Consider the following 20,097-nt stretch of genomic DNA (forward strand, 5'->3'; position numbering starts at 1 on the left):
CCTATTTGTCCACGAACGCGCGTTCGATGACGTAGTGGCCGGGGTGGCTCATGTTGCCCTCGGCGAGCCCGAGCTTGTCGAGCAGGGCACGCGTGTCCTTGAGCATGCCGGGGCTGCCGCACAGCATGAAGCGGTCGCGCGTGGCGTCCAGGGGCGGCAGGCCGAGGTCGTGGCACAGCTTGCCGGTCTCCAGCAGCGTGGGAATGCGCCCCTGGTGCCGGAACGATTCGCGTGTGACCGTCGGGTAGTACAGCAATTGCCTCGAGACCTGCTCGCCGAAGAATTCGTTCTTCGGCAGCTCGTGGGTGATGAGCTGGTCGTAAGCCAGTTCGCTCACCTGGCGGCAGCCGTGGACCAGCACCACTTTGTCGAAGCGCTCGTAGACCTCCGGGTCGCGGATCGCGCTCATGAAAGGGGCAAGTCCGGTGCCCGTGGCCAGGAGCCAGAGCGTGCCGCCCGGCAGCAGGTTCTGCAGCAGCAGCGTGCCCGAGGCCTTGCGCCCGACCACGACGGTGTCGCCGGGCCGCACGTGCTGCAGGCGCGAGGTGAGGGGCCCGTCCTGCACCTTGATGCTGAGGAATTCCAGCGTTTCCTCGTAGTGCGGGCTGACCATGCTGTAGGCGCGCAGGAGCGGACGCCCGTCGACCATCAGGCCGATCATGGTGAACTGCCCGCTCTGGTAGCGAAAGCCGGGGTCCCGCGTGGTGGTGAACGAGAAGAGGCGGTCGGTCCAGTGATGAACGGAAAGGACCCGCGCGTCGAACAGGTTGCTCATGGTGCGGAGAGTTCGTGCAGGTACGCCCACGGGTAGATGCCGCGGTCGTGCCCATCGTTGAAGATCAGCTGCAGCCCCATGTCGCCGACCGGGCGCAGCTGGGTCACCGCGGCGTCCGCGGCGGCCACGGGAGGACGGCCGGTGCGGCGCCCGTTCTCGCATGCCGCGCATTTGCATGCGGCGCGCAACTGGGCGCCGCCCAGGTGGCCGAGCAGGCCGTCGCTCCACAGCACGTCGAGACGGCCCGACGCCGCGTGCAGCGTCACGTCCAGGGGCCAGGCGGTAGTAGCGCTCATCACACGAGGTGGGCCACGCCTTGCGGCCCGACCTCGGTACTCAGGCCGCCCAGGCCACCGTCGCACAATTCCCCGCCCATGGCCGCAAGGCTTTCCTCACGGATCAGGGTCTTGATCGTGCGCACCAGCTGCACGAATTGCGGCGTCGCCGTCATCTCGGGTGTGCGCGGACGCGGCAACGGCACCACGATCTCGGACTTGATGCGGCCCGGCCGCGCCGTCATCACGTAGATGCGGTCGGACAGGAACACCGCCTCCTCGATGTCGTGCGTGATGAACAGCACCGAGATGCGCAGGCGCTGCCACATGTTGGTCAGGATCTCCTGCATCACCACGCGGGTCTGGGAATCGAGCGCGCCGAACGGTTCGTCCATCAGCAGCACCTGAGGGCTCGTCGCCAACGCGCGGACGATGCCCACGCGCTGCTTCATGCCGCCGGAGAGCTGGTCGGGGTAGTGGTTCTCGAACGAGAGCAAGCCAGCCAGTCCCAGCAGGGTGCGCGCCTGTGTCTCGCGTTCGCTGGCCGAGAAGCCCTTGAGCTTGAGGCCGAATTCGACGTTTTTGCGCACCGTCATCCAGGGGAACAGCGAGTACTGCTGGAACACCACGCCGCGGTCGGAGCCGGGGCCGCGGATCGTTTGCCCGTCCAGCATCGCCTGGCCCGAGGTCGGCTCGAGAAAGCCCGCGACGACGTTGAGCAGCGTCGACTTGCCGCAGCCCGAGGGGCCGATCAGCGAGACGAACTCGCCCGGCTGGACGTGGATCGACACGTCGTTCACGGCGTCAATGCTGCCGGCTTTGGTCTGGAACCGGATGCCCAGGTTGCGCACGTCGATCCGGCCGAGCGAGGCCGGAGGCGAAACGATGTTCATGTCCGTCCCCCGGTGGAGTACGCCTGCCAGGGCATGCAGATGCGCGCGACGAAGCGGATGGCGCCGCTGCACAACAGGCCTAGCACGCCGATGGTGATCATGCCCAGCGCGATCTCGGAATAGGTGATGAGCGAATACGCTTCCCAGGTGAAGTAGCCGATGCCGAACTGGCCGGAGATCATCTCGGCGGCGATCAGCGACACCCAGGCCACGCCCATGCCCACCGCGAGCCCAGTGAAGATGTGGGGCAGCGCGCCCGGCAGCACGACGTGCGCGAGCAGGCGCCGCTCCTTCGCGCCGAGCGAGCGCGCGGCCCGCAGCAGTACCGGGTCGATGGCTTCGACGCCATGCACGGTGTTCAGCAGAATCGGAAAGAACGCGCCGAGGAAAGTGATGAACACGATGCTGACCTCGTTGCTGGGCCACAGCATGATGGACATCGGTACCCACGCAATAGCGGGAATCGGCCTGAACACCTCCATCGCCGGCATCGCGAGCTGGCGCACCAGGCGATAACGGCCGATGAGGATGCCCAGGCCCACGCCGAGCACGGTGGCCACCGCGAAGCCGAACAGGATGCGCCGCACGCTGATGCCGATGCTGGTGATGAACTTGGCCGAACGGTTGACCTCGATCACCTTGTCGAACACCTGCGCCGGCGTGGGGATGTTGTTGAAGCGGATGTAGAAGTCCAACCGGTACAGCGTCGCCAGGTGCCACAGCAGCAGCACGCTGCCGATGGACACGCCTGCGAGCAGCCAGCCGGCGAGCCGGCCTTGCAGCCACTGGGTCGCGCGCCGGGGTTGCGAAGCAACTGAAGGCGGGGGCGATTCGTTGCGTGCCTCCAGTTGCGCGCCGACCGGCAGCAGCGAAACAGTCGCGGCCGGCGCGGGCGGGATGTCCCCGGCGAAATCGGCGTCGATCAGTTGGGCTGTGCGCATCGGTCAGCGTCCCGCGGTGGCAACCGCCATCTTCGCGCCGACCAGGTTCAGTGCGTCGGTGTAGGTGACGAACTTGCCGCCCGACTTGGCCGCATGGGCCTCGGCATCCTTCTTCAGCAGGAAGGGCGCGGCAACAGGACCTTTGGGCCCCGACTCAATCGCGTAGAAGGCCTTGTCGGCGAATACCTTGATGCCCAGTTCCTTGTCGAACACATAGGCCACCGCGACCTTCTTTTTCTCGCTCTCGTACTGGCGGATGCCGGCGAGCAGGCAGGTCGGCGAGCTCACGGGCACGATCTCACCGCCGGCCAGCCAGATCTCGCCGGCTTCCTTCGGCCGCGTCACGGCGGTCTTGCAGATCGGGTCCCTGCCGGCGATGTCGTAGTTGGCCAGCGTCTGCTTCTGCGAGTCGTAGTCCTGGCCGCGCTCCTTGAAGGCCTGGCGCACATAGCTCTCGTTGACCCAGGCGTTCATGTCGAACTCCTTCACGCGGCCCAGCTTGTTCAGCACGCCGTAGGCCGTCTTGATGGTGTCCAGCCAGCGCGGCTTGATGCTCGGGTCCAGCGTGTGGATGCCGCCCGGGCCGAGGAAGATGTAGACCACTTCCTTTTCGATCTTGGTCCACTCCTCGATCTTGGTGGCCGCGAGCTTCGGGTCCTTGCGCACCCAGTCGTTGGCTTCCATCAGTGCCTTGACGTAGGCGACCACGGCCTCCGGATACTTGTCGGCGAAGTCCTTGCGGACCACCACGCCGTGGAAGGTTGGGATCTTGGTCTGCGCCCCGTCGAAGATCTTGCGCGCGAAGCCGCGGTAGGGCAGCAGCTCGGCGAAGGGCACGAAGTCGCCGTGGCCGTCGATCTTCTTTTCCTGCAGGTTGGTGGTGCCGACTTCCGGGCTCTGGCTCACCAGGCTCCAGAAGTCGTCCTTCCAGCCGCGCTCCTGCATGGCCTGCAGCATCATGCCGTGGGCTGCCGAGCCGAAGGGCACGGAGACGTTCTTGCCTTTCAGGTCGGCCAGTTCGTAGTACGGGCTGTCCTTGTGCACCACCACGCCGTTGCCGGCGCCGAACGCGTTGTAGGCAATGATGGCGACGAGCTGCGTTTCATTGCCCTTGTTGCTCTGGCCGGTCGCGCCGTTCACCAGCAGCGGGTAGTCGCCCATCATGCCGATCTGCAGCTTGTTGGCGACCATGCCGTTGGTGACGGGCGGCCCGGAGGTGAAGTTCTGCCAGTCGAGCTTCCACTCGATGTTGGCGTACTTGCCGGTCTTGGGCAAGTGCTTCTCCAGCAGCTTGAGCTCCTTGATCACGATGCCGCCGGTGGCGGTGTTAGTGGTCGTGTTCTGCGTGCCGATGCCGATCGTCACGACCTGCTTGTCGGCTGCCTGCGCCAGGCCCGGCAGCAGGGCGAGGGCGAGGGCGAAGGCCAGGGGCGCTAACTTGGCTTGAATAAACGACGTCATCATGATCTCCAGGCTGGTTTCACAAATCTTCCGAAGGGCGATGCAAGTTCGGTACCACTTAAGCGTTCTCGCTGAGCAGGGCGCGCTTGTCCTGGCGCTGCGCCCAGGCGTCGGCGTCCGGCAGGGGCTCGCGCGATTGGCTGATCACCGGCCACCTGGCCGAGAGCTGCGCGTTGAGCGCGATGTACTCATGCTGATCGGCGGGCAGGTCCGCTTCTTCGAGGATGGCTTCGACCGGGCATTCCGGGATGCAGACGCCGCAGTCAATGCACACGGCCGGGTCGATCACCAGGAAGTTCGGGCCTTCGTGGAAGCAATCGACCGGACAGACGGCGACGCAGTCGGTGTACTTGCATGAGATGCAGGCTTGCGTGACGACGTGGGTCATACCGGCTCTCCGTTCATCTGCATGCTGGTGAGAGCGAGCTTGGCCAGCTTGCGCACGTCGGGGTCGCTGTCTTGCAGCGCGCGTTCCAGGTGCGTGATGGCGCGGGCGTCGGCGATCTCGCCCAAGGCGATGACAGCTTCCTTGCGCAAATTGCTGACGGGGTGTTGCAAAGCCTCGCACAGCGCGGGTACCGCGGGCCGGGCCTTGAGCTTGCCCAGGCTGCGCGCCGACTTGACGCGAACCTGCCAGTACTCGTCTTCCATCGCCTGCACCAGGTCCTGCACTCCGAGCGCCGAGCCGAGCTTGCCGAACGTGGTGGCCGCTTCCTCGCGGACCTGCCACGCCGGGTCGGCCAGGGCGTGGCTCAGGGCGAGATGGACGCTGACGTCGGCCGATTCCCCGGCAAACCCCAGGGCGCCGACCGCGACGCGGCGTACCTCGGCCTCTTCGTCATGCGCGGCGGCTTGCGTCAATGCGCCGATGGCTTGTGGGCGCTTGAGGTAGCCCAGCACGCCGACGGCTTCGCGGCGCACTGCCGCGTCCTTGTCTTGCAGTGCGGCCATCGCCGGCTCGAAGGCCTCGGGCACGCGCAAGGCCTTGACCGCTCGCAGTGCCGCGGCTTTCACGCCACTGTCGGCGTCGCTCAAATAGGGCAGAAGAGTGGCGGCCGAACCGGCGAGTTTCAACTCTCCCAAGGTCAGGGCGACGGCTTCGCGCACGGCGGCATCGCTGTCCTTGAGCAGCGGGACGAGCTCACGCAGCACTTCCGGCTCTTCGAATCCTTCCAGCGCCTTGGCGGCTTCCAGCCTCACTTGCGCATCGGGGTCGCGCAGGGCGGCTGTGAGCAGCGGCGCGACATCGTCTTCTTCATCGGTGTAGGGCAGGTCGATCACGGCGACACGGCGCACGCCGGCGTCGGGGCTGCGCAGCCGGTCGTGGATGGTGGCGGGGACGGCGATACTCATTTCGCCCTCACCGGACCAGGTACGGAATGTTCACGTGCACCGCGCCGGTGGGGCAGTCCTTTTCGCAGGGCATGCAGTACCAGCATTCGTCGAACTTCATGAAGGCCTTGTTCTTGACGAAGTCGATGGCGAGCACGTCGAGCGGGCAGACGTCCACGCAGACGGTGCAACCCTTGTCGGCGATGCACTTGTCCTCGTCGACCACGACAGGGGCCTGGGTTCGGGTGATGGCGATGGTCATGTGTTTTTCCTGGTTAGGCGGCGCGGGCGGGGGAGGCGACGCGCAGGCGCTGGTAGGCGGTCTTTTCCTGCTCGTTGAGCTCGACGACGTAAGGCTCGACGGCACGCTTGCGGAACACGGCGTTGCCGTTGGCGTCGCTGGTGACGTTGGTGTGGCAGAACCAGTTCTCGTCGTCCTTCTCGGGGTGGTCCACGCACAGGTGGTACAGGCCCCAGCGGCTCTCGGTGCGGAAGAGTGACGCGCGCGCGGCCAGCTCGGCGCAATCGCGGATCGTGTGGGCTTCCATCGCGCGCATCAGCTCGTGCGGATCCTCGGCGACCATCGACTCCAGGTCCTCGCGGATCTCGCCGAAGCGCTGCAGGCCGATCTCCATCTTGCGGGTGACCTTGGGCGGCTGCAGGTAGTCGTTGACGATGCGGCGGGTCTTGTATTCGACCTGGAAGGGTGTCAGGCCCTCGCTGCGCGACAGCGGCGCGGCGATGCGCTCGCGCTCGGCCTGCACCTTGTTCGCGTCGATGCGCGGCGCCTCGGTGCCCGACACATAGTCCGCCGCGTTCTCGCCGCAGAACTTGCCGTAGACAAACGCGCCCAGCATGTAGTTGTGCGGAATGCTGGCGCAGTCGCCGGCCGCGTACAGGCCCGGGATCGAGCACTCGCCCTTCTCGTTGGTCCAGATGCCCGAGGCGCTGTGGCCCGAGCAGAAGCCGATCTCCGAGATGTGCATCTCGATCATGCTCTTGCGGTAGTCGGTGCCACGGCCCTCGTGGAAGCGCCCGCGGCTGGGGCGCTCGTTGGTGTGCAGGATGTGCTCGATCTCGCTGATCGTCTCCTCGGCCAGGTGGTCCAGCTTGAGGAACACCGGGCCCTTGCCGCCTTCGAGTTCGTTGAAGAACTCCATCATCATCTGGCCGCTCCAGTAATCGCACTCGATAAAGCGCTGGCCGGCGTTGTTGGAGGTGTAGCCGCCGAACGGGCCAGTGACGTAGGCGCAGGCGGGGCCGTTGTAGTCCTTGATCAGCGGGTTGATCTGGAAGCATTCCAGGTTGGTGAGTTCGGCGCCCGCGTGATAGGCCATCACATGCCCCTCGCCGCAGTTGGTCGGGTTTTCGTAGGTGCCGAACAGGTAGCCCGAAGCCGGTAAGCCCAGGCGCCCGGCGGCACCGGTGCAGATGACGACGGCCTTTGCCTTGATGACGTAGAAGTCGGCGGTGCGGCAGTCGAAGCCCATCACGCCGGTGATTTCGCCCGACGGCCCGGTGAGCAGACGCGTGGCAACCACGCGATTGGTGATTTCGACGCGCGCGCGTTTGAGCTGGCGGTACAGCACGCGCTTCATGTGATGGCCTTCCGGCATGGGCAGCACGTAGCTGCCCAGGTGGTGCACCTTGCGCACCGCGTAGTCGCCGGTTTCGTCCTTCTCGAACTTCACGCCCCAGCGGTCCAGCTCTTCGATCATCCCGAAGCTGTTGCTGGCGTAGGCGTACACGCCCTTCTGGTCGACGATGCCGTCGTTGGCAACGGTGATCTCCTTGGTGTACTGCTCGGGGGTGGCGTGGCCGGGGATGACGGCGTTGTTCAGGCCGTCCATGCCCATCGAGATGGCGCCGCTTCTCTTGACGTTGGCCTTGTCCAGCAGCAGCACCCGCAGCTTCGGATTTTTCTCCTTGGCCTTCACCGCGGCCATGGGCCCGCCGGTGCCACCGCCGACGACGACGATGTCGTATTCGAGTTCGATCGTGTTCATGCCTGCCTTCCTGGGGTTCAAAGAGGTTGGACGGGCACGCGGTCGACTCTTACCTTGTACTGGAACGCGTCGCCGCGGTAGTACAGGTGCTCGTAGTCGATCGGCATGCCGTCCGATGTGTGGGTGGTGCGCTCGATCACGAGCACAGGCGAGCCTTCCTCGACCTTCAGTTGCGCCGCGAGGTTTTCGTCGGCCAGCGTCGAGCCGATCTGCAGGTCGGCGTGGCCGAGCGAGAGGCCGTAGTCGTTCTCGAGAATGGCAAACACGTCGCGCGAGGCCAGATCTTCCTTGGCGAGCTTCATGCCGACGTGCGTGGGCACATAGGTGATGTCGAGCGAGATCGGCTCCCTATTCAGGAAGCGCACGCGCTGCAGTTCGGTGACTTTGGCGCGCTTGGGCAGCTTCAATTTTTCCTGCACCTGGGGCGTGGGCTTGATGTGGCGGATGGAAACGACGCGCGCGAAGGTTTCGTAGCCCATCTGCCGCATGGCTTCGCCGAAGCCCTGCAGCCGACCCAAGTCCTGGAAAGCCTTGGGCTTGGAGACGAAGGTGCCCTTGCCGTGGATGCGGAAGATCAGGCCCTCGTTCTGCAGATCATTGAGCGCCTGGCGCACCGTGATGCGGCTGACGCCGAACGCAGCCATCATTTCGCTCTCCGAAGGCATCTGTTCGTGCGGCTGGTAAGTGCCGTCGAGCACGCGAGAGCGCAGCACTTCCTTGATCTGCTCGTACAGCGGCGCGGGGGCCAGGGCCTGCAGGTCCGTCGTCGGCGTGGACGCCTGTGCGTGGGTGGCGACGGCCCTCAGGCCGCCAAAAACTCGCTTGCTGGTCATGGCTGGGCTAACTCGTTATGACAAGTTATGCTGAGCAAGACGTGTGCCAGCCGAAACGAACGAGGACCGACGATTTGGACCTGGATCGGTGCGCTACTCAGCGCAGCTCGTGGATCGAATGGTGCGGGCTGAACGCTTGTGGTGCGAAGGCGCGTGAAATAGAAAGGGCGCTGCTGAATATCCAGCAGCGCCCTTGTTGTGTTCGCAGCAGAGCTGCTGCGTATCGGGCAGCCGCGGTCAGGCGTTCAGGCGACCAGGTCCTCTACCCGCAAACGAGCCGGAACACCGCGCACGGAGGGGAGGTCCGCCAGAGCGCTCACCGCGGCCGCCATGCGGCCTTCCTCGGTCGGGCGCGTGAGCAGCACCGCCTCGCTTGCGCTTGCCGTGTACTTCTCGACTTCAATGTCGTGGATGGCGAGTGCACGCAATATCTCAGGCGCGGCCGACGGCGTGGCCAGCGAAATCCGCAGGTAGTGGCGCAGGCGCAGCGACGCCATCGGGGCGATGCGCTGAGCCCCCGTCTGTTCATGGAATCCCAGCGGCGGCACGCAAGGCGGAAAACCTGAGTCGCGCGCACGCGCCAGGTCCACGAGATCGGCCACGACGGCCGATGCCGTTTCACGCGAGCCGGCGCCGGCGCCGTAGTGCATCGTCACGCCGGACGCATTGCCGTTGACGAGAATGGCGTTCATGCGGCCGTCGACATGCGCGAGCAGCGCATTCGACGGTATGAGAGCGGGATGCACGTACAGCTGCAGGCCACGGCTGCTCCTGCGGGCCACCGCCAGCAGCTTGATCGTGTAGCCCAGCCGTGCGGCGTGCTTGAAGTCGGCAGCCTGAACATGGCGGACGCCTTCCACGTGGATGTCGCCCAAGCGCGGCCCGCCGCCGAACGCGATGGCCGCGAGCAATGCCAGCTTGTGCGCGGCATCCCCGCCATCCACGTCCAGCGCCGGGTCGGCCTCGGCGTACCCCAGGGCCTGCGCGTCGGCCAGGGCTTCCTCGTAGCTGCGGCCCCGGTCGCGCATCTCCGTCAACACGTAGTTGGAAGTGCCGTTCACGATACCGGCGAGCCATTCGATCTCGTTCGCCGCCAGCCCTTCGCGCAGGGCCTTGACGATGGGGATGCTGACGGCGACCGCGCCTTCGAAATGGACCGATACGCCGCGTTCGCGCGCCGCCCCGAAGATCTCGTCGCCGTGCAGCGCGAGCAGCGCCTTGTTGGCCGTTACGACGTGCTTGCCGTGTGCGATTGCGGCCAGCACGTGTTCCCGGGCCGCTGTGGTGCCACCGATGGCCTCCACCACGACGTCGACCGCCGGGTGCTGCACCAGGTCCCGGGCGTCGGCCAGCACTTCAATTTCCGGACTCACCGCCTCACGTGCACGGGCCGGCGTGCGGGTGGCGATCATGGCCAGCTCGATGGCGCGTCCGGCGCGGGCCGCAATGGTGGCACGATTGCCCGTGAGGACCGAGTGGGTGCCCGAGCCGACGACGCCGAAGCCGAGCAGGCCGACGCGAAGCGCGTTGCGATGGGGGGAGGGAAGCTGCATTCTCGTTTTCTCCGTGGGTGGCCGTTGCGGCCCGGAGAAAACATCCAACCCCGGCCGTTCTGGCGGGGTGGGGTGGGATGCGCTAAGAGAGGAACGCGTTCACCACCACGCCCCAGAAGGGCATGGTAATCATCGTGATCGCGGAAAGATTCATGAAGCGCACGTGGGCAGTATAGCTGCCCACGGCGTCACTCATCATGCGGCCAGTTGCGCTTCGCCTTGGTTGGCGGCGACAGCGGTGTGGGTCTTGATCTCCACTTCGGCGCCGCCCAGCGCCTTGGCCTTGGCTTCATCGCCCATGGCGACGCCTTCGGCGCGCACGAAACGGATGTCGGTGATGCCCAGGAAACCGAACACCGTCTTCAGGTAGCTCTCCTGGTGGTCCAGGCCGGCCATCGCCGGGTTGGTGGAATACACGCCGCCGCGGGTCGACGCGATGATCACGGTCTTGCCCACAGCTAGACCCTTGGGGCCGGTGGCGGTGTAGGTAAACGTCCGGCCGGCTTGCGCGATGCGGTCGATCCAGGCCTTCAGCTGAGTCGGCACGGAGAAGTTGTACATGGGCGCGCCCACGACGATCACGTCGGCCGCCAGGAACTGCGTCACCAGCTTCTCGGAGATTTCGTTCTCACGGCGCTGCACGTCCGACAGGCCACCGGCATTGGGACCGGTGCGAAAGCCCAGCGAATCGATGTTCAGGTGGCTCGGCGCGTCCTTGGCCAGGTCGAGGTATTCGACCTTGGTATGGGGATGGGTGGCACGCCATTGGGCGACGGTGCGCTCGGTCAGTTGGCGGGAAACCGAGTTGCCGGCGAGGGGACTGGAATCGATGTGAAGCAGCTTCATGGACGTTTTCTCCTGTTGGGGGGCCGGGTTTGGCCTTAGGGATAATTGTGGAGATTGATCCAATGTTTGATAAGTCGGCAAATTTGCGATAGATTGTTCTTCAAATAGGACAATCGCCATGCAAGACCTCAACGACATGCTCTACTTTGCCGAGGTGGTGGACCGGGGTGGGTTCGCGGCGGCGGGCCGCTCCTTGGGCGTGCCCAAGTCCAAGCTGTCCCGGCGTGTCGCCGAGCTGGAAGCGCGGCTGGGCGTGCGCCTGCTGCAGCGGACCACACGCAAGCTGTCGTTGACGGAAGCCGGCGAAATCTTTCACCGCCACAGCACCGCAATGCGCGAAGAGGCAGATGCAGCCTCCGAAGCGGTTGCGCAAGTGCAGTCCGAACCGCGCGGCACGATCCGCGTCGTTTGTCCCGTCACGCTGGCGCAGACCACGGTGGGCCCGCTGATCCCGCTGTTCCTGGAGAAGCACCCGCAGGTGCGCGTCGAGATGGAGGTGAACAACCGAGTGGTCGACCTCGTGCAGGACGGCATTGACGTCGCGTTGCGCGTGCGGCCGACGGTTGAAGACAGCGGCAGCCTGATCGTGAAGAACCTGGGCATGACGCAGGGGCTGCTCGTGGCCAGCCCCGCACAGCTCCAGCGTGAAGGGCGGCCGCAAGGTCCCGAAGACTTGTCCCAGCTCAAGACACTGGCCATGTCCGCAACGGACGGCAAGGCCTTCTGGAAGCTGGCGGGCCCGAACGGGCGCGAGCATGACTTCCCGCACCGGCCGGTCTACACGGCGGACGATCTGATGACCCTCAAGCACGCTGTGCTCAGCGGATTGGGCATCACCGTGCTGCCCGACTACATGTGCCGGCGCGAGCTTCGGCTGGGGCAACTGGAGCAGGTGCTGCCAGGCTGGGCGCCTCGCCCGGGCGTGATCCACGCCGTGTTTCCTTCGCGCCGCGGGCTGTTGCCGGCGGTGCGGCGCTTCCTGGACTTCCTGGGTGAGCATGTCACCGGCGAGGGCCTGAACTGCCCGGAGTGAAAGACTTTCGGCCCCGCGGCGACCCACTCGCATGAAGCGACTTCTCATTCTCTCGTTGACGCACCTGCTGGTTCTGGCCGCAGGTGCCGCCCTGGGCATCTACCTGCTGCCGATCCTGGCTGCCCCGCCCGCGCCCGGCGCAGCGGAAGTCCAGGCGGCGTCCGCTGCGGCGAGCTTTCGCGGCGAATTCAAGCGCGAATTGAAGGGCAGCGACGCGCTGCATTGGGGGCAGGGCGCGCTCGCGGTGGGGCCGGCGAGCATCTCGCTGATGGGCCGCGTCGCACCCGGGCCGGCCTACAAGCTGTACCTGGTGCCCCAGTTCGTGGAGACGGCGGAGGACTTCAAGCGCCTCAAGGGCGCATCACTGGAGGTCGCGGACGTGAAGACCTTCGAGAACTTCATCGTGGCGCTGCCGCCGGGCACGGACCTCACGCGCTACACCACGGTGGTGATCTGGTGCGAAGCCTTTTCCCAGTTCATCACGTCGGCAAGGTACCGTTAGCGACATCGCGGGCCGCGTCAGCGGGCTCCTCATTGCCGCGGCTCGGCAGGTGCGGCGAGATCATCCACAGGGCGGTCTGCAATGTGCGTTCGTCGGTTTCGGACGATGCTGGGCCGCCCAGGGTCAACGCCGAGTCGAATCGGGCGGCCGGCAAGCCGCAGCGGACGATCTCCGTGGCTGTCATGGCGCACAGCGCGGATTCCGCGCGCGGGTTTGCAAGCAGGATTTGCGCGGCCTGGTAGCCGCCTTCCTGCGCAGCTGCGGCGAACTCGCCACCGATCCACACGCCGCCGGCCGACGAGAAGCCATGGCACCCGAGCTTGCGCGCCAACTCGCCCAGCGGACCGGCCGGCGAAGGATCCACCTCTGCGTTCAGCATCACCAGGTGGGCCGGGATGCGGCCATCGCCCCCCAACAGCGCGTCGACGATCCGGCCGGCGGTCAGGCGGTCGACTTGCGGCGCCGCGTTCACTTCGCAGATCAATGCGCCCGACTCGATCCAGGACCGCGCGGCGTCCTCGATCAACAGGTCGATCCCGGCCCAGTCCAGCCCGAGCAACTCCGCTGCGCGCACCGCCAGCCGATGGTTGTCCGGGTGGACGGAGTCCAGTTCGAGCAGCGTGGTCGAGCCCCCGGTCACCGCATTGTTGCGGCGCCGCAGGCTGACGAATTCGCCGTCGGCAATCACGCTGTCCGGCGACAGGCCCTGCTGCACCAGCATCCCGCGGGCCTCATCGTCCAGGACCAGCAACTCGTGCGGATTGGCGTGCTGCGGCGCTTCACGCGCCCGCTGCTGCACCAGTGCGACGAGCTCGGTGACCGTGCGTCCACCCTCGCCGACGACACCGCCGGGGAGCTTGCGGGTGGCCTTGACGACACGGCCGCCGTACACGGTGAACCGGTGGCCGACGCCGTCGAAATGCTTTTCGACGAGCACGGCCCGCGTATGGCGGCTGGCGGATTCGAAGGCCTGCCGCACGATCGCCTCGTCGCGCAAGTCGGCAAACACGCCGAGTCCGCCGTCGCGATCCGCGGGCTTCACCACCACCGGAAAGCCGAGCCGGTTGGCGATGCGCACGGCGTCATCCGCGCTAGCCGCCACCTCGTGAATGGGCGCGGGCATTCCCGCCTGGTGCAGGAGCACGGCGGTCGCTGCCTTGTTGCCTGCGATCTTGACGCCGATGGACGGCGTGCGGTCGGTGATGGAGCTGTCGAGCAGCCGTGCCGACCGGCCCGTGCCCAGGCGCCATACCCCTTCGAACACATGCCGCACCGGGATGCCCGTGTCGTAGGCGTGCTGCACGATGTACGGGCGATTCTGGCCCTTGGGGGCAATGTGGGAAAACGCGCGCGCGAGCGCTGGGAAATCGCTCATGTCCGGTCCGCCGCGTCCTTCGGCGGCTTGGGCCGCATGGCCGCCGCGGGCGAACCAGGCGATCGTCCGTTCGACCCAGCGTAGCGCCGCGGTGCTCGCGTCGACGTGCACGAAGGGCATCGCGACGAAGAACCGCGTTGCGGACGTCGAGCCACCGGCATCGGTGCTGTCCTTGAGGCGAAAGGTCGAAGACAGCGCCATTCCGTGATGGCGCTGCAAGGCGATGGACCAATGCACGGCCCGCCACGCCACCGCCCGGGCGTTGCCGCGCGGCGGCGCGCTGTCCGGCAACGGCGCACCGAGCGTGTGTTCCATCCACGCCTCCAGCGCATCGAGCGACGCGGCGTCCGCGCCGGTGGCCGTCACGGTGCCCCGCAGGACCGACTGAGGTATCCCGAAAGCGCAGCCCATGAGGCGCTCCCAGGCGGGCCCCGCGCTGAATACCGATGCTTGCGGTTGTGTCCCGATCGGCCGCGGCTGCGCCGGTAGAATGCCCTGCTTGTTCATGTTTGCATGGGACTTTTTCACAATGGATTCGGATTGGCTGGCGAGGATTCTAGGGCACGAAGAACTTCGCGGAATGGGGCACGGCCAGCGACTCGGCGACGCGAACATCGGCTTGGGCTGGCTCTATTACGCGCTCGTGCGCGTGGAGCGCCCGGCGCACGCGGTGTGCATCGGCTCTTGGCGCGGTTTCGTGCCGATCATCCTCGCACAGGCGCTGCGTGACAACGGCGAAGGCGGCCGGGTCACCTTCATCGATCCCTCCCTGGCCGACGACTTCTGGGCTGACCCCGAACGCACGCGCGCCTGGTTCGCCAGCTTCGGCCTCGACAACGTCGACCATCACAGGATGACCACGCAGCAGTACGCGGAGACGGTGGAGCATCGCAATGGCACATCGGTGTCGATGCTGTTCGTCGACGGTTTTCACTCCGCCGAACAGGCTCGCTTCGACCATGAGGCTTTCGCGTCGCGGCTCACTGAAGACGCTGTGGTGTTGTTCCACGACAGCATCCGGCGGAAGACCAGCCTGATTTATGGGGAAGACAAGCCCTACGTCCATACGGTGCATGAGTACATCGACGTGCTCAAGCAGCGCTCCGACCTTCAGGTGATGGACTTCGCGCTGGATTCCGGCGTCACGCTCGTTCGCCGGCGTGCGCGAGCTGCCCAGGGGGGCTGACACCGCGCTCAGGCCGAGGCCGAGGCCGTGACCAGGCCGTCTTCGTTGCGCTGCTCGAAGTAAGCGCGAATCTCGTCCGGCAGGCCAGAGGGAACGTCTGCCCATTCCCACACGCCGGAGGCGCTGCGTTTGAGGAAGCGGCGCGGATCGAAACCGTGCCGCTCAAGAATCGTGTACCGCTCGCGATACTTGCGGTCTGCGGGATCGCCGTGCCACAGGTGGAGCAATGTTCCAGGTACCCAGGCGAGGCGGCCGTCGATCGCACGTTCGAGAGGTGCTGCGCGTTGCAGGTAATGCGAGGCCTGCGCGGCGGCGAGGCCGCACATCCGGATTTGATCGGCCGACAGCCCTGCTGCCGCATACAGGTACGCGGCGTCGCCGCCGCCGAGCACCCAGGCATCGAACAGGGGATGGTCCTCCAGCAGGCTGCGGTGCGCGGCCCACGCATGGCCGTTGCTGCCCGGATAGGCGAACGATTGGCCCTCCGGCGGCACGCCCAACATGTCCATGTTGCCGGCTGACTTGGCATCGCAGTACAAGCGTGCGGTGCTCGTCCGCCGTTTCAGGACGCCGGCGCCGCGCCACGATGCGTCCTGCAAGAGGCGCTCGATCGGCGTAGGCATGATGTGCACCACATGCTCGAACAATTGCACCAGCCGGGCGTTTTCGAGCTGCGCCAAGGCCTGCTTGGGCCATGCCGTGTTCTCGAACACGACATCGCAATCGAGCCACGCCACCTTCGTGCATTCCGCCGGAAGCCGGGCGATGCCGATGTTGAGCAGACGCTCCTTTTGCCACATCACGTCGCCGCCATCGAGCTGGATGAGGATGTCGGCGTCGCCAGGCCCAAGTTCGAAGCGGCCGTCGTGTGACCATTCGACGGTCAGCAGGGGCAGTTGCAGGTGCTGGCGGAAGAGCCGATAGTTGGCCCTGCGACGCTGGTAGCCGGCGGGGTTGTAGTAACTCGTCACGGCCCAGAACGGGCCGGCGGGCCGGCCGGGGGATGTATACGGGGGAGTCATCGCCATCAACGGCAATTCAGGCCGAGGCCGTGACCAGGCCGTCTTCGTTGCGCTGCTCGAAGTAGGCGCGAATCTCGTCCGGCAGGCCATGGGGCACGTCTGCCCATTCCCACACTCCGGAGGCGCTGCGCTGCAGAAAACGGCGCGGATCGAACCCGTGGCGTGCGAGGATCGAATGGCGCGAGCGATAGCGGCGGTCGGCGAAATTGCCGTGCCACAGTGTGAAGGCGCGGCCGGCAACGTGTCCGATCCGGCCCCCGATCGCATTGGCGAGTTCGCGGGCGCGCGGCAGGTACTGGTCGCGATGCGGGCTCGCGAGTCCATGGTTTTCCACGACACGCTCGGGCGTGCCTGCCGCCGCATGAAAATGCGCACTGTCGCCGCCACCGACGACCCACTCGTCGAATAACGGATGACGCTCCAGGTGTTCGCGTCGCGCTGCCCATGCGAAACCTACACATGGCATCCGCTTGAAGTCGTCCGGATGCTCGGTGGCCACGGGAACGGCCGCCGCCGGCTGTCCGCTGCGCGCCGCGGCTGCATGGGCCGCAGCCGCGCCCTGGCGCTCGAATGTGACATCCGGCGCCGTGCGGCTTCCGAGCCGAGGCATCGCATCGAGCGGCGTACGGGCGAGGTAGGCGATACGGTCGAACAGCTGCACGAGCGGTGCCGCGTCGAGCGCGGCCAAGATCGCCTGGCCGAGGTCTTCCCGCTCGAAGATCAGGTCGCAGTCCACCCACGCGACATGGGTGCACTGCGGCGGCAGCTGCGTGACGCCGACGTTCAGCAGGCGCTCCTTTTGCCACATCACGTTGCCGCCCGTGAGCTGAATCAGGATGTCGGCGTCACCGGGGCGCAACTCGAACTTGCCGGTGGGAGACCATTCGACCGTCAGCAGCGGCAGCGGCAGGCGCTCGCGGAACAGGTGGTAGTTCGCCTTGCGGCGCTCAAAGCCGGCCGGGTTGTAGTAGCTCGTGACGGCCCATAGCGGCTGGGCTGCCCGGTTGGAGGTGGATTCAGGGTGGATCATCGTGACGCGGACAGTTCAGGCGAAGACGACGGGGTCGCGCCGTCTTCGTTGCGTTGGTCGAAGTACGCGCGGATCTCGTCGGGCAGGCCGTCGGGCACGTCCGCCCATTCCCAGACTCCGGACAGGCTTCGTTGCAGGAATCGATGCGGATCAAACCCGTATCGGGCGAGAATCGAGTGGCGCGAGCGGTAGCGCCGATCCTCGAGCTTCCCATGCCACAGCGTGAACACGCGGCCCGCAACGTGGTCGACCGGGCGCGTGACCGCGCCGGCAAGTTCGCGTGCGCGCACCAGGAACTGGTCTCGAAGCGGGCCGGCGAGCGCATACCTGTCCACGACCCGCTCGGGCAAGCCTGCCGCCGCATGGAAATACGCACTGTCGCCCCCGCCGACAACCCACTCGTCGAAAAGAGGATGGCGTTCGAGGAATTCGCGGCGTGCCGCCCATGCGAAGCCGACGCTTGGTTTAGGTCTCAGGGGGTCGTTGTCTTCGATGTCCGTCGGATCGGGCGGCGGCAAGCCGGCACGCTCGGCCACCCCATGCGCGGACGCGGCGCCTTCACGCTCGAACGTGATGCACCCGTTGGCGCAGTTTCCAAGCCGTTCGAGCGCATCGAGGGACGTGGGCGCGAGGTAGGCGACACGGTCGAAGAGCTGCACCAAGGATGACGCTTCGAGCGCGGCCAGAATCGCGTCGCTGAGGTCCTGGCGTTCGAAGACCAGATCGCAGTCGACCCAGGCGACGCGCGTGCACTGCGGCGGCAGGTGGCCGACCCCGATGTTCAGCAGGCGTTCTTTCTGCCACATCACGTCGCCGCCGCTGAGCTGGACCAGCATATCGGCGTCACCGCGGCGCAGCTCGAAATCCCCGGTGGGCGACCACTCGACCGTCAGCAGCGGCAACGGGAGGCGCTCACGAAACAGCTGGTAATTGGCCTTGCGGCGCTGGTATCCGGCGGGGTTGTAGTAGCTGGTGACAGCCCAGAGCGGCTGCTCAGTGTGGGCCAACGTGGGTTCAGGGTGCGTCATCGCGAGCGAGTCATCGGGGCTCGGCGGATTCCAGGCTGACACCCGGGATCGGGCCATCTTCCTTGCGCTGATGAAAATAGTCACGGATTTCGTCAGGCAGGCCGTGAGGTGCGCCCGACCACTCCCAGACGTCGGACGCACTACGCTGTAAAAAGCGTTGAGGATCGAACGCGTGTTTGGCCAGGATCGAATAGCGCGAACGGTAGCGGCGATCTTCGAGCTTGCCGTGCCACAGCGCGTAGAGGCGGCCCGGAACGTGGCCGATCCGCCCCGCTATTGCATTGGCCAGCGCGCGCGCGCGGGGCAGGAAATCGTCGCGATGCGTATCGGCGAGCACGTGATTCCTGATGACCTGCTCAGGCATGCCGGCGGCCGCGTAAAAGTACGCGCTGTCGCCGCCACCGATCACCCATTCGTCGAAAAGCGGGTGGCGCTCGAGCAATTGCCGGCGCGCCGCCCATGCGAAGCCAACGCTGGGTTTGGTGCCCAAGTGGTCGTGATCCTGGAACGTGACGGACAGTGGCGACGGGCGGCAGGCGCGCGCAGCGGCCCCATGCGCCGACGCCGCACCTTCGCGCTCGAACAATACGGGGCCGGTCGTGCAGTTCGCGGGCCGCGTGAGCGCATCAAGCGGCGTGGGAGCGAGGTGGGCGACTCGGTCGTAGAGCTGCACCAGCGGCGCCGTTTCGAGCGCGGCGAGGACCGCATCACCGAGATCTTCGCGCTCGAAGACCAGGTCGCAGTCCACCCAGGCGACATGCGTGCACTGCGGCGGCAGCCGGCCGACCCCGATGTTCAGCAGGCGTTCCTTCTGCCACATCACGTCGCCGCCACTGAGTTGGACCAGCATGTCGGCGTCACCCGGGCGCAGCTCGAACTCGCCGGTGGGAGACCACTCGACGGTCAGCAGCGGCAATGGGAGGCGCTCGCGAAACAGGCGGTAATTGGCCTTGCGGCGCTGATACCCAGCCGGGTTGTAGTAACTGGTGACAGCCCAGAGCGGACCGTTCATTGCGCGGCTTCAGCGGCTCCTGAGCCGGTCTCGTGTGATTTCATGGAACGCGCTTCTCAAGGTGCGTGGAGTTCACCCATTTTACCCAGCGCTCCTGCTGCGGCTGAGCAGAAAGCGCTCCGACGCCTGTGGGAAAATCCGCGATCCGCGCGGCGGCATCGCCGCGACAGCCCAAGCAAGAAAACCCGCAATGCGCATCGATATCGTCACCCCGTCCCGCAGCCAGCCGCGCCAGAGCGAGTATCTGGCGCGCATGATCTCGTCCGTGGCCCAGCAGAAGGCCAACCGGCCCATCGAGTTCCGGATCCTGGTCGGGCTGGACCCCGGCGCGGCGGAGCCCGAGCTCCCCGGCGGTGCGAGTCCCATCGCGTTGCGCTTCGCGCGCGGAGGGATGGCCAGCCAGGCTGCGGCATTGAACGCGGCGTTGGCACTGGCGGACAGCGACTACATCGCCTTCCTGGAAGACGACGATAGCTGGAGCGAAGGCTTCTGCCAGTCCGCGCTGGATGCCATGGCGCGGGTCGACGCCGACATGCACAGTTCCAACCAGGTGGTCCGCGACCAGGAGGGCAAGTACCTGGGCATCTCCGACTTTCCGACGCCGTCGAGCTGGCTCATCAAAGCCGAGGCCTGCCGCCGGGTCGGGCCGATGGACGTGGAGTACCGGTACCACCTCGATCACGATTGGCTGGGGCGGGCCAGGGAACAGGGCCTGCGCCGCGTGCACGTGATGGAACAGACCGCGCCGCGCTCGCCGGCCCTGTTGCGGGACTTCCGACCGATTCTTGCCATCATCGCGCGGCAGGGCACTCCGCTGGTCCCGATCGACAAGCCCCTGCCGCTGGTCCATCGCATCGAGCACGAATATTCCGGGATGATGGCGATCAGCAAGGGCGGGGCGGCGGAAGAGCGATCGCGCCTGGAAAAAACGGCTCTGAAAGCCAAGTACGGCAGATTGCCCTTTTAACCGCGATCGCCGGCGCCGGCGGCCCTT

General features: G+C 66.3%; 21 protein-coding genes. 4 read left to right on the forward strand and 17 right to left on the reverse strand.

Annotated elements, in window-relative coordinates:
• Position 1: 1 nt before the first annotated feature.
• The 12 genes from EEB15_RS11020 to EEB15_RS11075 all read right to left on the reverse strand — a co-directional run bounded on the left by EEB15_RS11020 (position 2) and on the right by EEB15_RS11075 (position 10,915).
• The gene (locus EEB15_RS11020) at positions 2-775 is read right to left on the reverse strand and encodes a ferredoxin--NADP reductase (protein WP_141509891.1); all 774 of its coding nucleotides are present in this window, start codon (positions 773-775) and stop codon (positions 2-4) included.
• The gene (locus tag EEB15_RS11025; protein ID WP_141509892.1) at positions 772-1,071 is read right to left on the reverse strand and encodes a gamma-butyrobetaine hydroxylase-like domain-containing protein; all 300 of its coding nucleotides are present in this window, start codon (positions 1,069-1,071) and stop codon (positions 772-774) included. The genes EEB15_RS11020 and EEB15_RS11025 overlap by 4 nt, the downstream gene beginning before the upstream one ends.
• On the reverse strand, positions 1,071-1,943 hold the full coding sequence (locus EEB15_RS11030; protein WP_141509893.1) for an ABC transporter ATP-binding protein: 873 nt from the start codon (positions 1,941-1,943) through the stop codon (positions 1,071-1,073). Before EEB15_RS11030 ends, EEB15_RS11025 begins: the two co-directional genes overlap by 1 nt.
• Positions 1,940-2,884, reverse strand: coding sequence for an ABC transporter permease (locus tag EEB15_RS11035; RefSeq protein WP_141509894.1), 945 nt, complete (start codon positions 2,882-2,884; stop codon positions 1,940-1,942). Before EEB15_RS11035 ends, EEB15_RS11030 begins: the two co-directional genes overlap by 4 nt.
• Before the next feature lie 3 nt (positions 2,885-2,887).
• On the reverse strand, positions 2,888-4,348 hold the full coding sequence (locus EEB15_RS11040; RefSeq protein WP_199236505.1) for an ABC transporter substrate-binding protein: 1,461 nt from the start codon (positions 4,346-4,348) through the stop codon (positions 2,888-2,890).
• 55 nt (positions 4,349-4,403) lie between these two features.
• On the reverse strand, positions 4,404-4,733 hold the full coding sequence (fdxA, locus tag EEB15_RS11045) for a ferredoxin FdxA (protein ID WP_141509896.1): 330 nt from the start codon (positions 4,731-4,733) through the stop codon (positions 4,404-4,406).
• Entirely contained in the window at positions 4,730-5,698 is a 969-nt protein-coding gene (locus tag EEB15_RS11050) for a HEAT repeat domain-containing protein (protein WP_141509897.1), read from the reverse strand. Before EEB15_RS11050 ends, fdxA begins: the two co-directional genes overlap by 4 nt.
• Before the next feature lie 7 nt (positions 5,699-5,705).
• Positions 5,706-5,939 (reverse strand): ferredoxin family protein, encoded by a 234-nt coding sequence (locus EEB15_RS11055; protein WP_141509898.1) that lies wholly within the window; start codon positions 5,937-5,939, stop codon positions 5,706-5,708.
• 13 nt (positions 5,940-5,952) lie between these two features.
• Positions 5,953-7,683, reverse strand: a complete 1,731-nt coding sequence (locus tag EEB15_RS11060) for a fumarate reductase/succinate dehydrogenase flavoprotein subunit (protein ID WP_141509899.1) — start codon at positions 7,681-7,683, stop codon at positions 5,953-5,955.
• A gap of 17 nt (positions 7,684-7,700) precedes the next feature.
• Positions 7,701-8,516, reverse strand: coding sequence for a GntR family transcriptional regulator (locus EEB15_RS11065; RefSeq protein WP_141509900.1), 816 nt, complete (start codon positions 8,514-8,516; stop codon positions 7,701-7,703).
• A 245-nt stretch (positions 8,517-8,761) separates the two neighbouring features.
• Entirely contained in the window at positions 8,762-10,069 is a 1,308-nt protein-coding gene (locus tag EEB15_RS11070; RefSeq protein WP_141509901.1) for a homoserine dehydrogenase, read from the reverse strand.
• Positions 10,070-10,264: 195 nt separating this feature from the next.
• Entirely contained in the window at positions 10,265-10,915 is a 651-nt protein-coding gene (locus tag EEB15_RS11075) for an FMN-dependent NADH-azoreductase (RefSeq protein WP_141509902.1), read from the reverse strand.
• Positions 10,916-11,033: 118 nt separating this feature from the next.
• Between EEB15_RS11075 and EEB15_RS11080 the strand changes: the two genes are divergently transcribed.
• Together EEB15_RS11080 and EEB15_RS11085 are read left to right on the forward strand one after the other, a co-directional pair.
• Positions 11,034-11,948, forward strand: coding sequence for a LysR substrate-binding domain-containing protein (locus tag EEB15_RS11080; protein WP_141509903.1), 915 nt, complete (start codon positions 11,034-11,036; stop codon positions 11,946-11,948).
• Between the two features lie 31 nt (positions 11,949-11,979).
• Positions 11,980-12,450, forward strand: a complete 471-nt coding sequence (locus EEB15_RS11085; RefSeq protein ID WP_141509904.1) for a DM13 domain-containing protein — start codon at positions 11,980-11,982, stop codon at positions 12,448-12,450.
• Here EEB15_RS11085 and EEB15_RS11090 read toward each other — a convergent pair.
• Entirely contained in the window at positions 12,428-14,332 is a 1,905-nt protein-coding gene (locus tag EEB15_RS11090; protein WP_141509905.1) for an acetate--CoA ligase family protein, read from the reverse strand. The two genes, EEB15_RS11085 and EEB15_RS11090, sit on opposite strands and share 23 nt — an antisense overlap.
• A gap of 73 nt (positions 14,333-14,405) precedes the next feature.
• Here EEB15_RS11090 and EEB15_RS11095 point away from each other — a divergent pair, with 73 nt between their 5' ends.
• Complete coding sequence (locus tag EEB15_RS11095) at positions 14,406-15,011, forward strand: class I SAM-dependent methyltransferase (protein ID WP_199236506.1); 606 nt, start codon at positions 14,406-14,408, stop codon at positions 15,009-15,011.
• Between the two features lie 8 nt (positions 15,012-15,019).
• Here EEB15_RS11095 and EEB15_RS11100 read toward each other — a convergent pair whose 3' ends face one another.
• The 4 genes from EEB15_RS11100 to EEB15_RS11115 are packed head-to-tail and all read right to left on the reverse strand — an operon-like array spanning position 15,020 to position 19,103.
• Positions 15,020-16,039, reverse strand: coding sequence for a hypothetical protein (locus EEB15_RS11100; RefSeq protein WP_141509907.1), 1,020 nt, complete (start codon positions 16,037-16,039; stop codon positions 15,020-15,022).
• A 10-nt stretch (positions 16,040-16,049) separates the two neighbouring features.
• The gene (locus tag EEB15_RS11105; protein WP_141509908.1) at positions 16,050-17,063 is read right to left on the reverse strand and encodes a hypothetical protein; all 1,014 of its coding nucleotides are present in this window, start codon (positions 17,061-17,063) and stop codon (positions 16,050-16,052) included.
• A complete protein-coding gene (locus tag EEB15_RS11110; RefSeq protein ID WP_141509909.1) occupies positions 17,060-18,091 on the reverse strand; it encodes a hypothetical protein in 1,032 nt (343 codons plus the stop codon). The genes EEB15_RS11105 and EEB15_RS11110 overlap by 4 nt, the downstream gene beginning before the upstream one ends.
• A gap of 10 nt (positions 18,092-18,101) precedes the next feature.
• Entirely contained in the window at positions 18,102-19,103 is a 1,002-nt protein-coding gene (locus EEB15_RS11115; protein ID WP_141509910.1) for a hypothetical protein, read from the reverse strand.
• A 190-nt stretch (positions 19,104-19,293) separates the two neighbouring features.
• On the opposite strand from EEB15_RS11115, the gene EEB15_RS11120 reads away from it, so the two are divergent.
• On the forward strand, positions 19,294-20,070 hold the full coding sequence (locus EEB15_RS11120) for a glycosyltransferase family 2 protein (RefSeq protein WP_141509911.1): 777 nt from the start codon (positions 19,294-19,296) through the stop codon (positions 20,068-20,070).
• The last annotated feature ends 27 nt before the right edge of the window (positions 20,071-20,097 follow it).

The organism is Ramlibacter sp. WS9, from assembly GCF_003797765.1.
Classification (GTDB): Bacteria; Pseudomonadota; Gammaproteobacteria; order Burkholderiales; family Burkholderiaceae_C; genus Ramlibacter.

What these genes read in the sequence shown, in the direction of transcription:
- EEB15_RS11040 (WP_199236505.1), bottom strand. Translation starts at nt 4,348, where the DNA reads ATGATGACGTCGTTTATTCAAGCCAAGTTAGCGCCCCTGGCCTTCGCC.
- EEB15_RS11080 (WP_141509903.1), top strand. Translation starts at nt 11,034, where the DNA reads ATGCAAGACCTCAACGACATGCTCTACTTTGCCGAGGTGGTGGACCGG.
- EEB15_RS11030 (WP_141509893.1), bottom strand. Translation starts at nt 1,943, where the DNA reads ATGAACATCGTTTCGCCTCCGGCCTCGCTCGGCCGGATCGACGTGCGC.
- EEB15_RS11095 (WP_199236506.1), top strand. Translation starts at nt 14,406, where the DNA reads ATGGGGCACGGCCAGCGACTCGGCGACGCGAACATCGGCTTGGGCTGG.
- EEB15_RS11020 (WP_141509891.1), bottom strand. Translation starts at nt 775, where the DNA reads ATGAGCAACCTGTTCGACGCGCGGGTCCTTTCCGTTCATCACTGGACC.
- fdxA (WP_141509896.1), bottom strand. Translation starts at nt 4,733, where the DNA reads ATGACCCACGTCGTCACGCAAGCCTGCATCTCATGCAAGTACACCGAC.
- EEB15_RS11115 (WP_141509910.1), bottom strand. Translation starts at nt 19,103, where the DNA reads ATGAACGGTCCGCTCTGGGCTGTCACCAGTTACTACAACCCGGCTGGG.
- EEB15_RS11070 (WP_141509901.1), bottom strand. Translation starts at nt 10,069, where the DNA reads ATGCAGCTTCCCTCCCCCCATCGCAACGCGCTTCGCGTCGGCCTGCTC.
- EEB15_RS11050 (WP_141509897.1), bottom strand. Translation starts at nt 5,698, where the DNA reads ATGAGTATCGCCGTCCCCGCCACCATCCACGACCGGCTGCGCAGCCCC.
- EEB15_RS11025 (WP_141509892.1), bottom strand. Translation starts at nt 1,071, where the DNA reads ATGAGCGCTACTACCGCCTGGCCCCTGGACGTGACGCTGCACGCGGCG.
- EEB15_RS11035 (WP_141509894.1), bottom strand. Translation starts at nt 2,884, where the DNA reads ATGCGCACAGCCCAACTGATCGACGCCGATTTCGCCGGGGACATCCCG.
- EEB15_RS11105 (WP_141509908.1), bottom strand. Translation starts at nt 17,063, where the DNA reads ATGATCCACCCTGAATCCACCTCCAACCGGGCAGCCCAGCCGCTATGG.
- EEB15_RS11085 (WP_141509904.1), top strand. Translation starts at nt 11,980, where the DNA reads ATGAAGCGACTTCTCATTCTCTCGTTGACGCACCTGCTGGTTCTGGCC.
- EEB15_RS11055 (WP_141509898.1), bottom strand. Translation starts at nt 5,939, where the DNA reads ATGACCATCGCCATCACCCGAACCCAGGCCCCTGTCGTGGTCGACGAG.
- EEB15_RS11090 (WP_141509905.1), bottom strand. Translation starts at nt 14,332, where the DNA reads ATGAACAAGCAGGGCATTCTACCGGCGCAGCCGCGGCCGATCGGGACA.
- EEB15_RS11100 (WP_141509907.1), bottom strand. Translation starts at nt 16,039, where the DNA reads ATGGCGATGACTCCCCCGTATACATCCCCCGGCCGGCCCGCCGGCCCG.
- EEB15_RS11110 (WP_141509909.1), bottom strand. Translation starts at nt 18,091, where the DNA reads ATGACGCACCCTGAACCCACGTTGGCCCACACTGAGCAGCCGCTCTGG.
- EEB15_RS11060 (WP_141509899.1), bottom strand. Translation starts at nt 7,683, where the DNA reads ATGAACACGATCGAACTCGAATACGACATCGTCGTCGTCGGCGGTGGC.
- EEB15_RS11075 (WP_141509902.1), bottom strand. Translation starts at nt 10,915, where the DNA reads ATGAAGCTGCTTCACATCGATTCCAGTCCCCTCGCCGGCAACTCGGTT.
- EEB15_RS11120 (WP_141509911.1), top strand. Translation starts at nt 19,294, where the DNA reads ATGCGCATCGATATCGTCACCCCGTCCCGCAGCCAGCCGCGCCAGAGC.
- EEB15_RS11065 (WP_141509900.1), bottom strand. Translation starts at nt 8,516, where the DNA reads ATGACCAGCAAGCGAGTTTTTGGCGGCCTGAGGGCCGTCGCCACCCAC.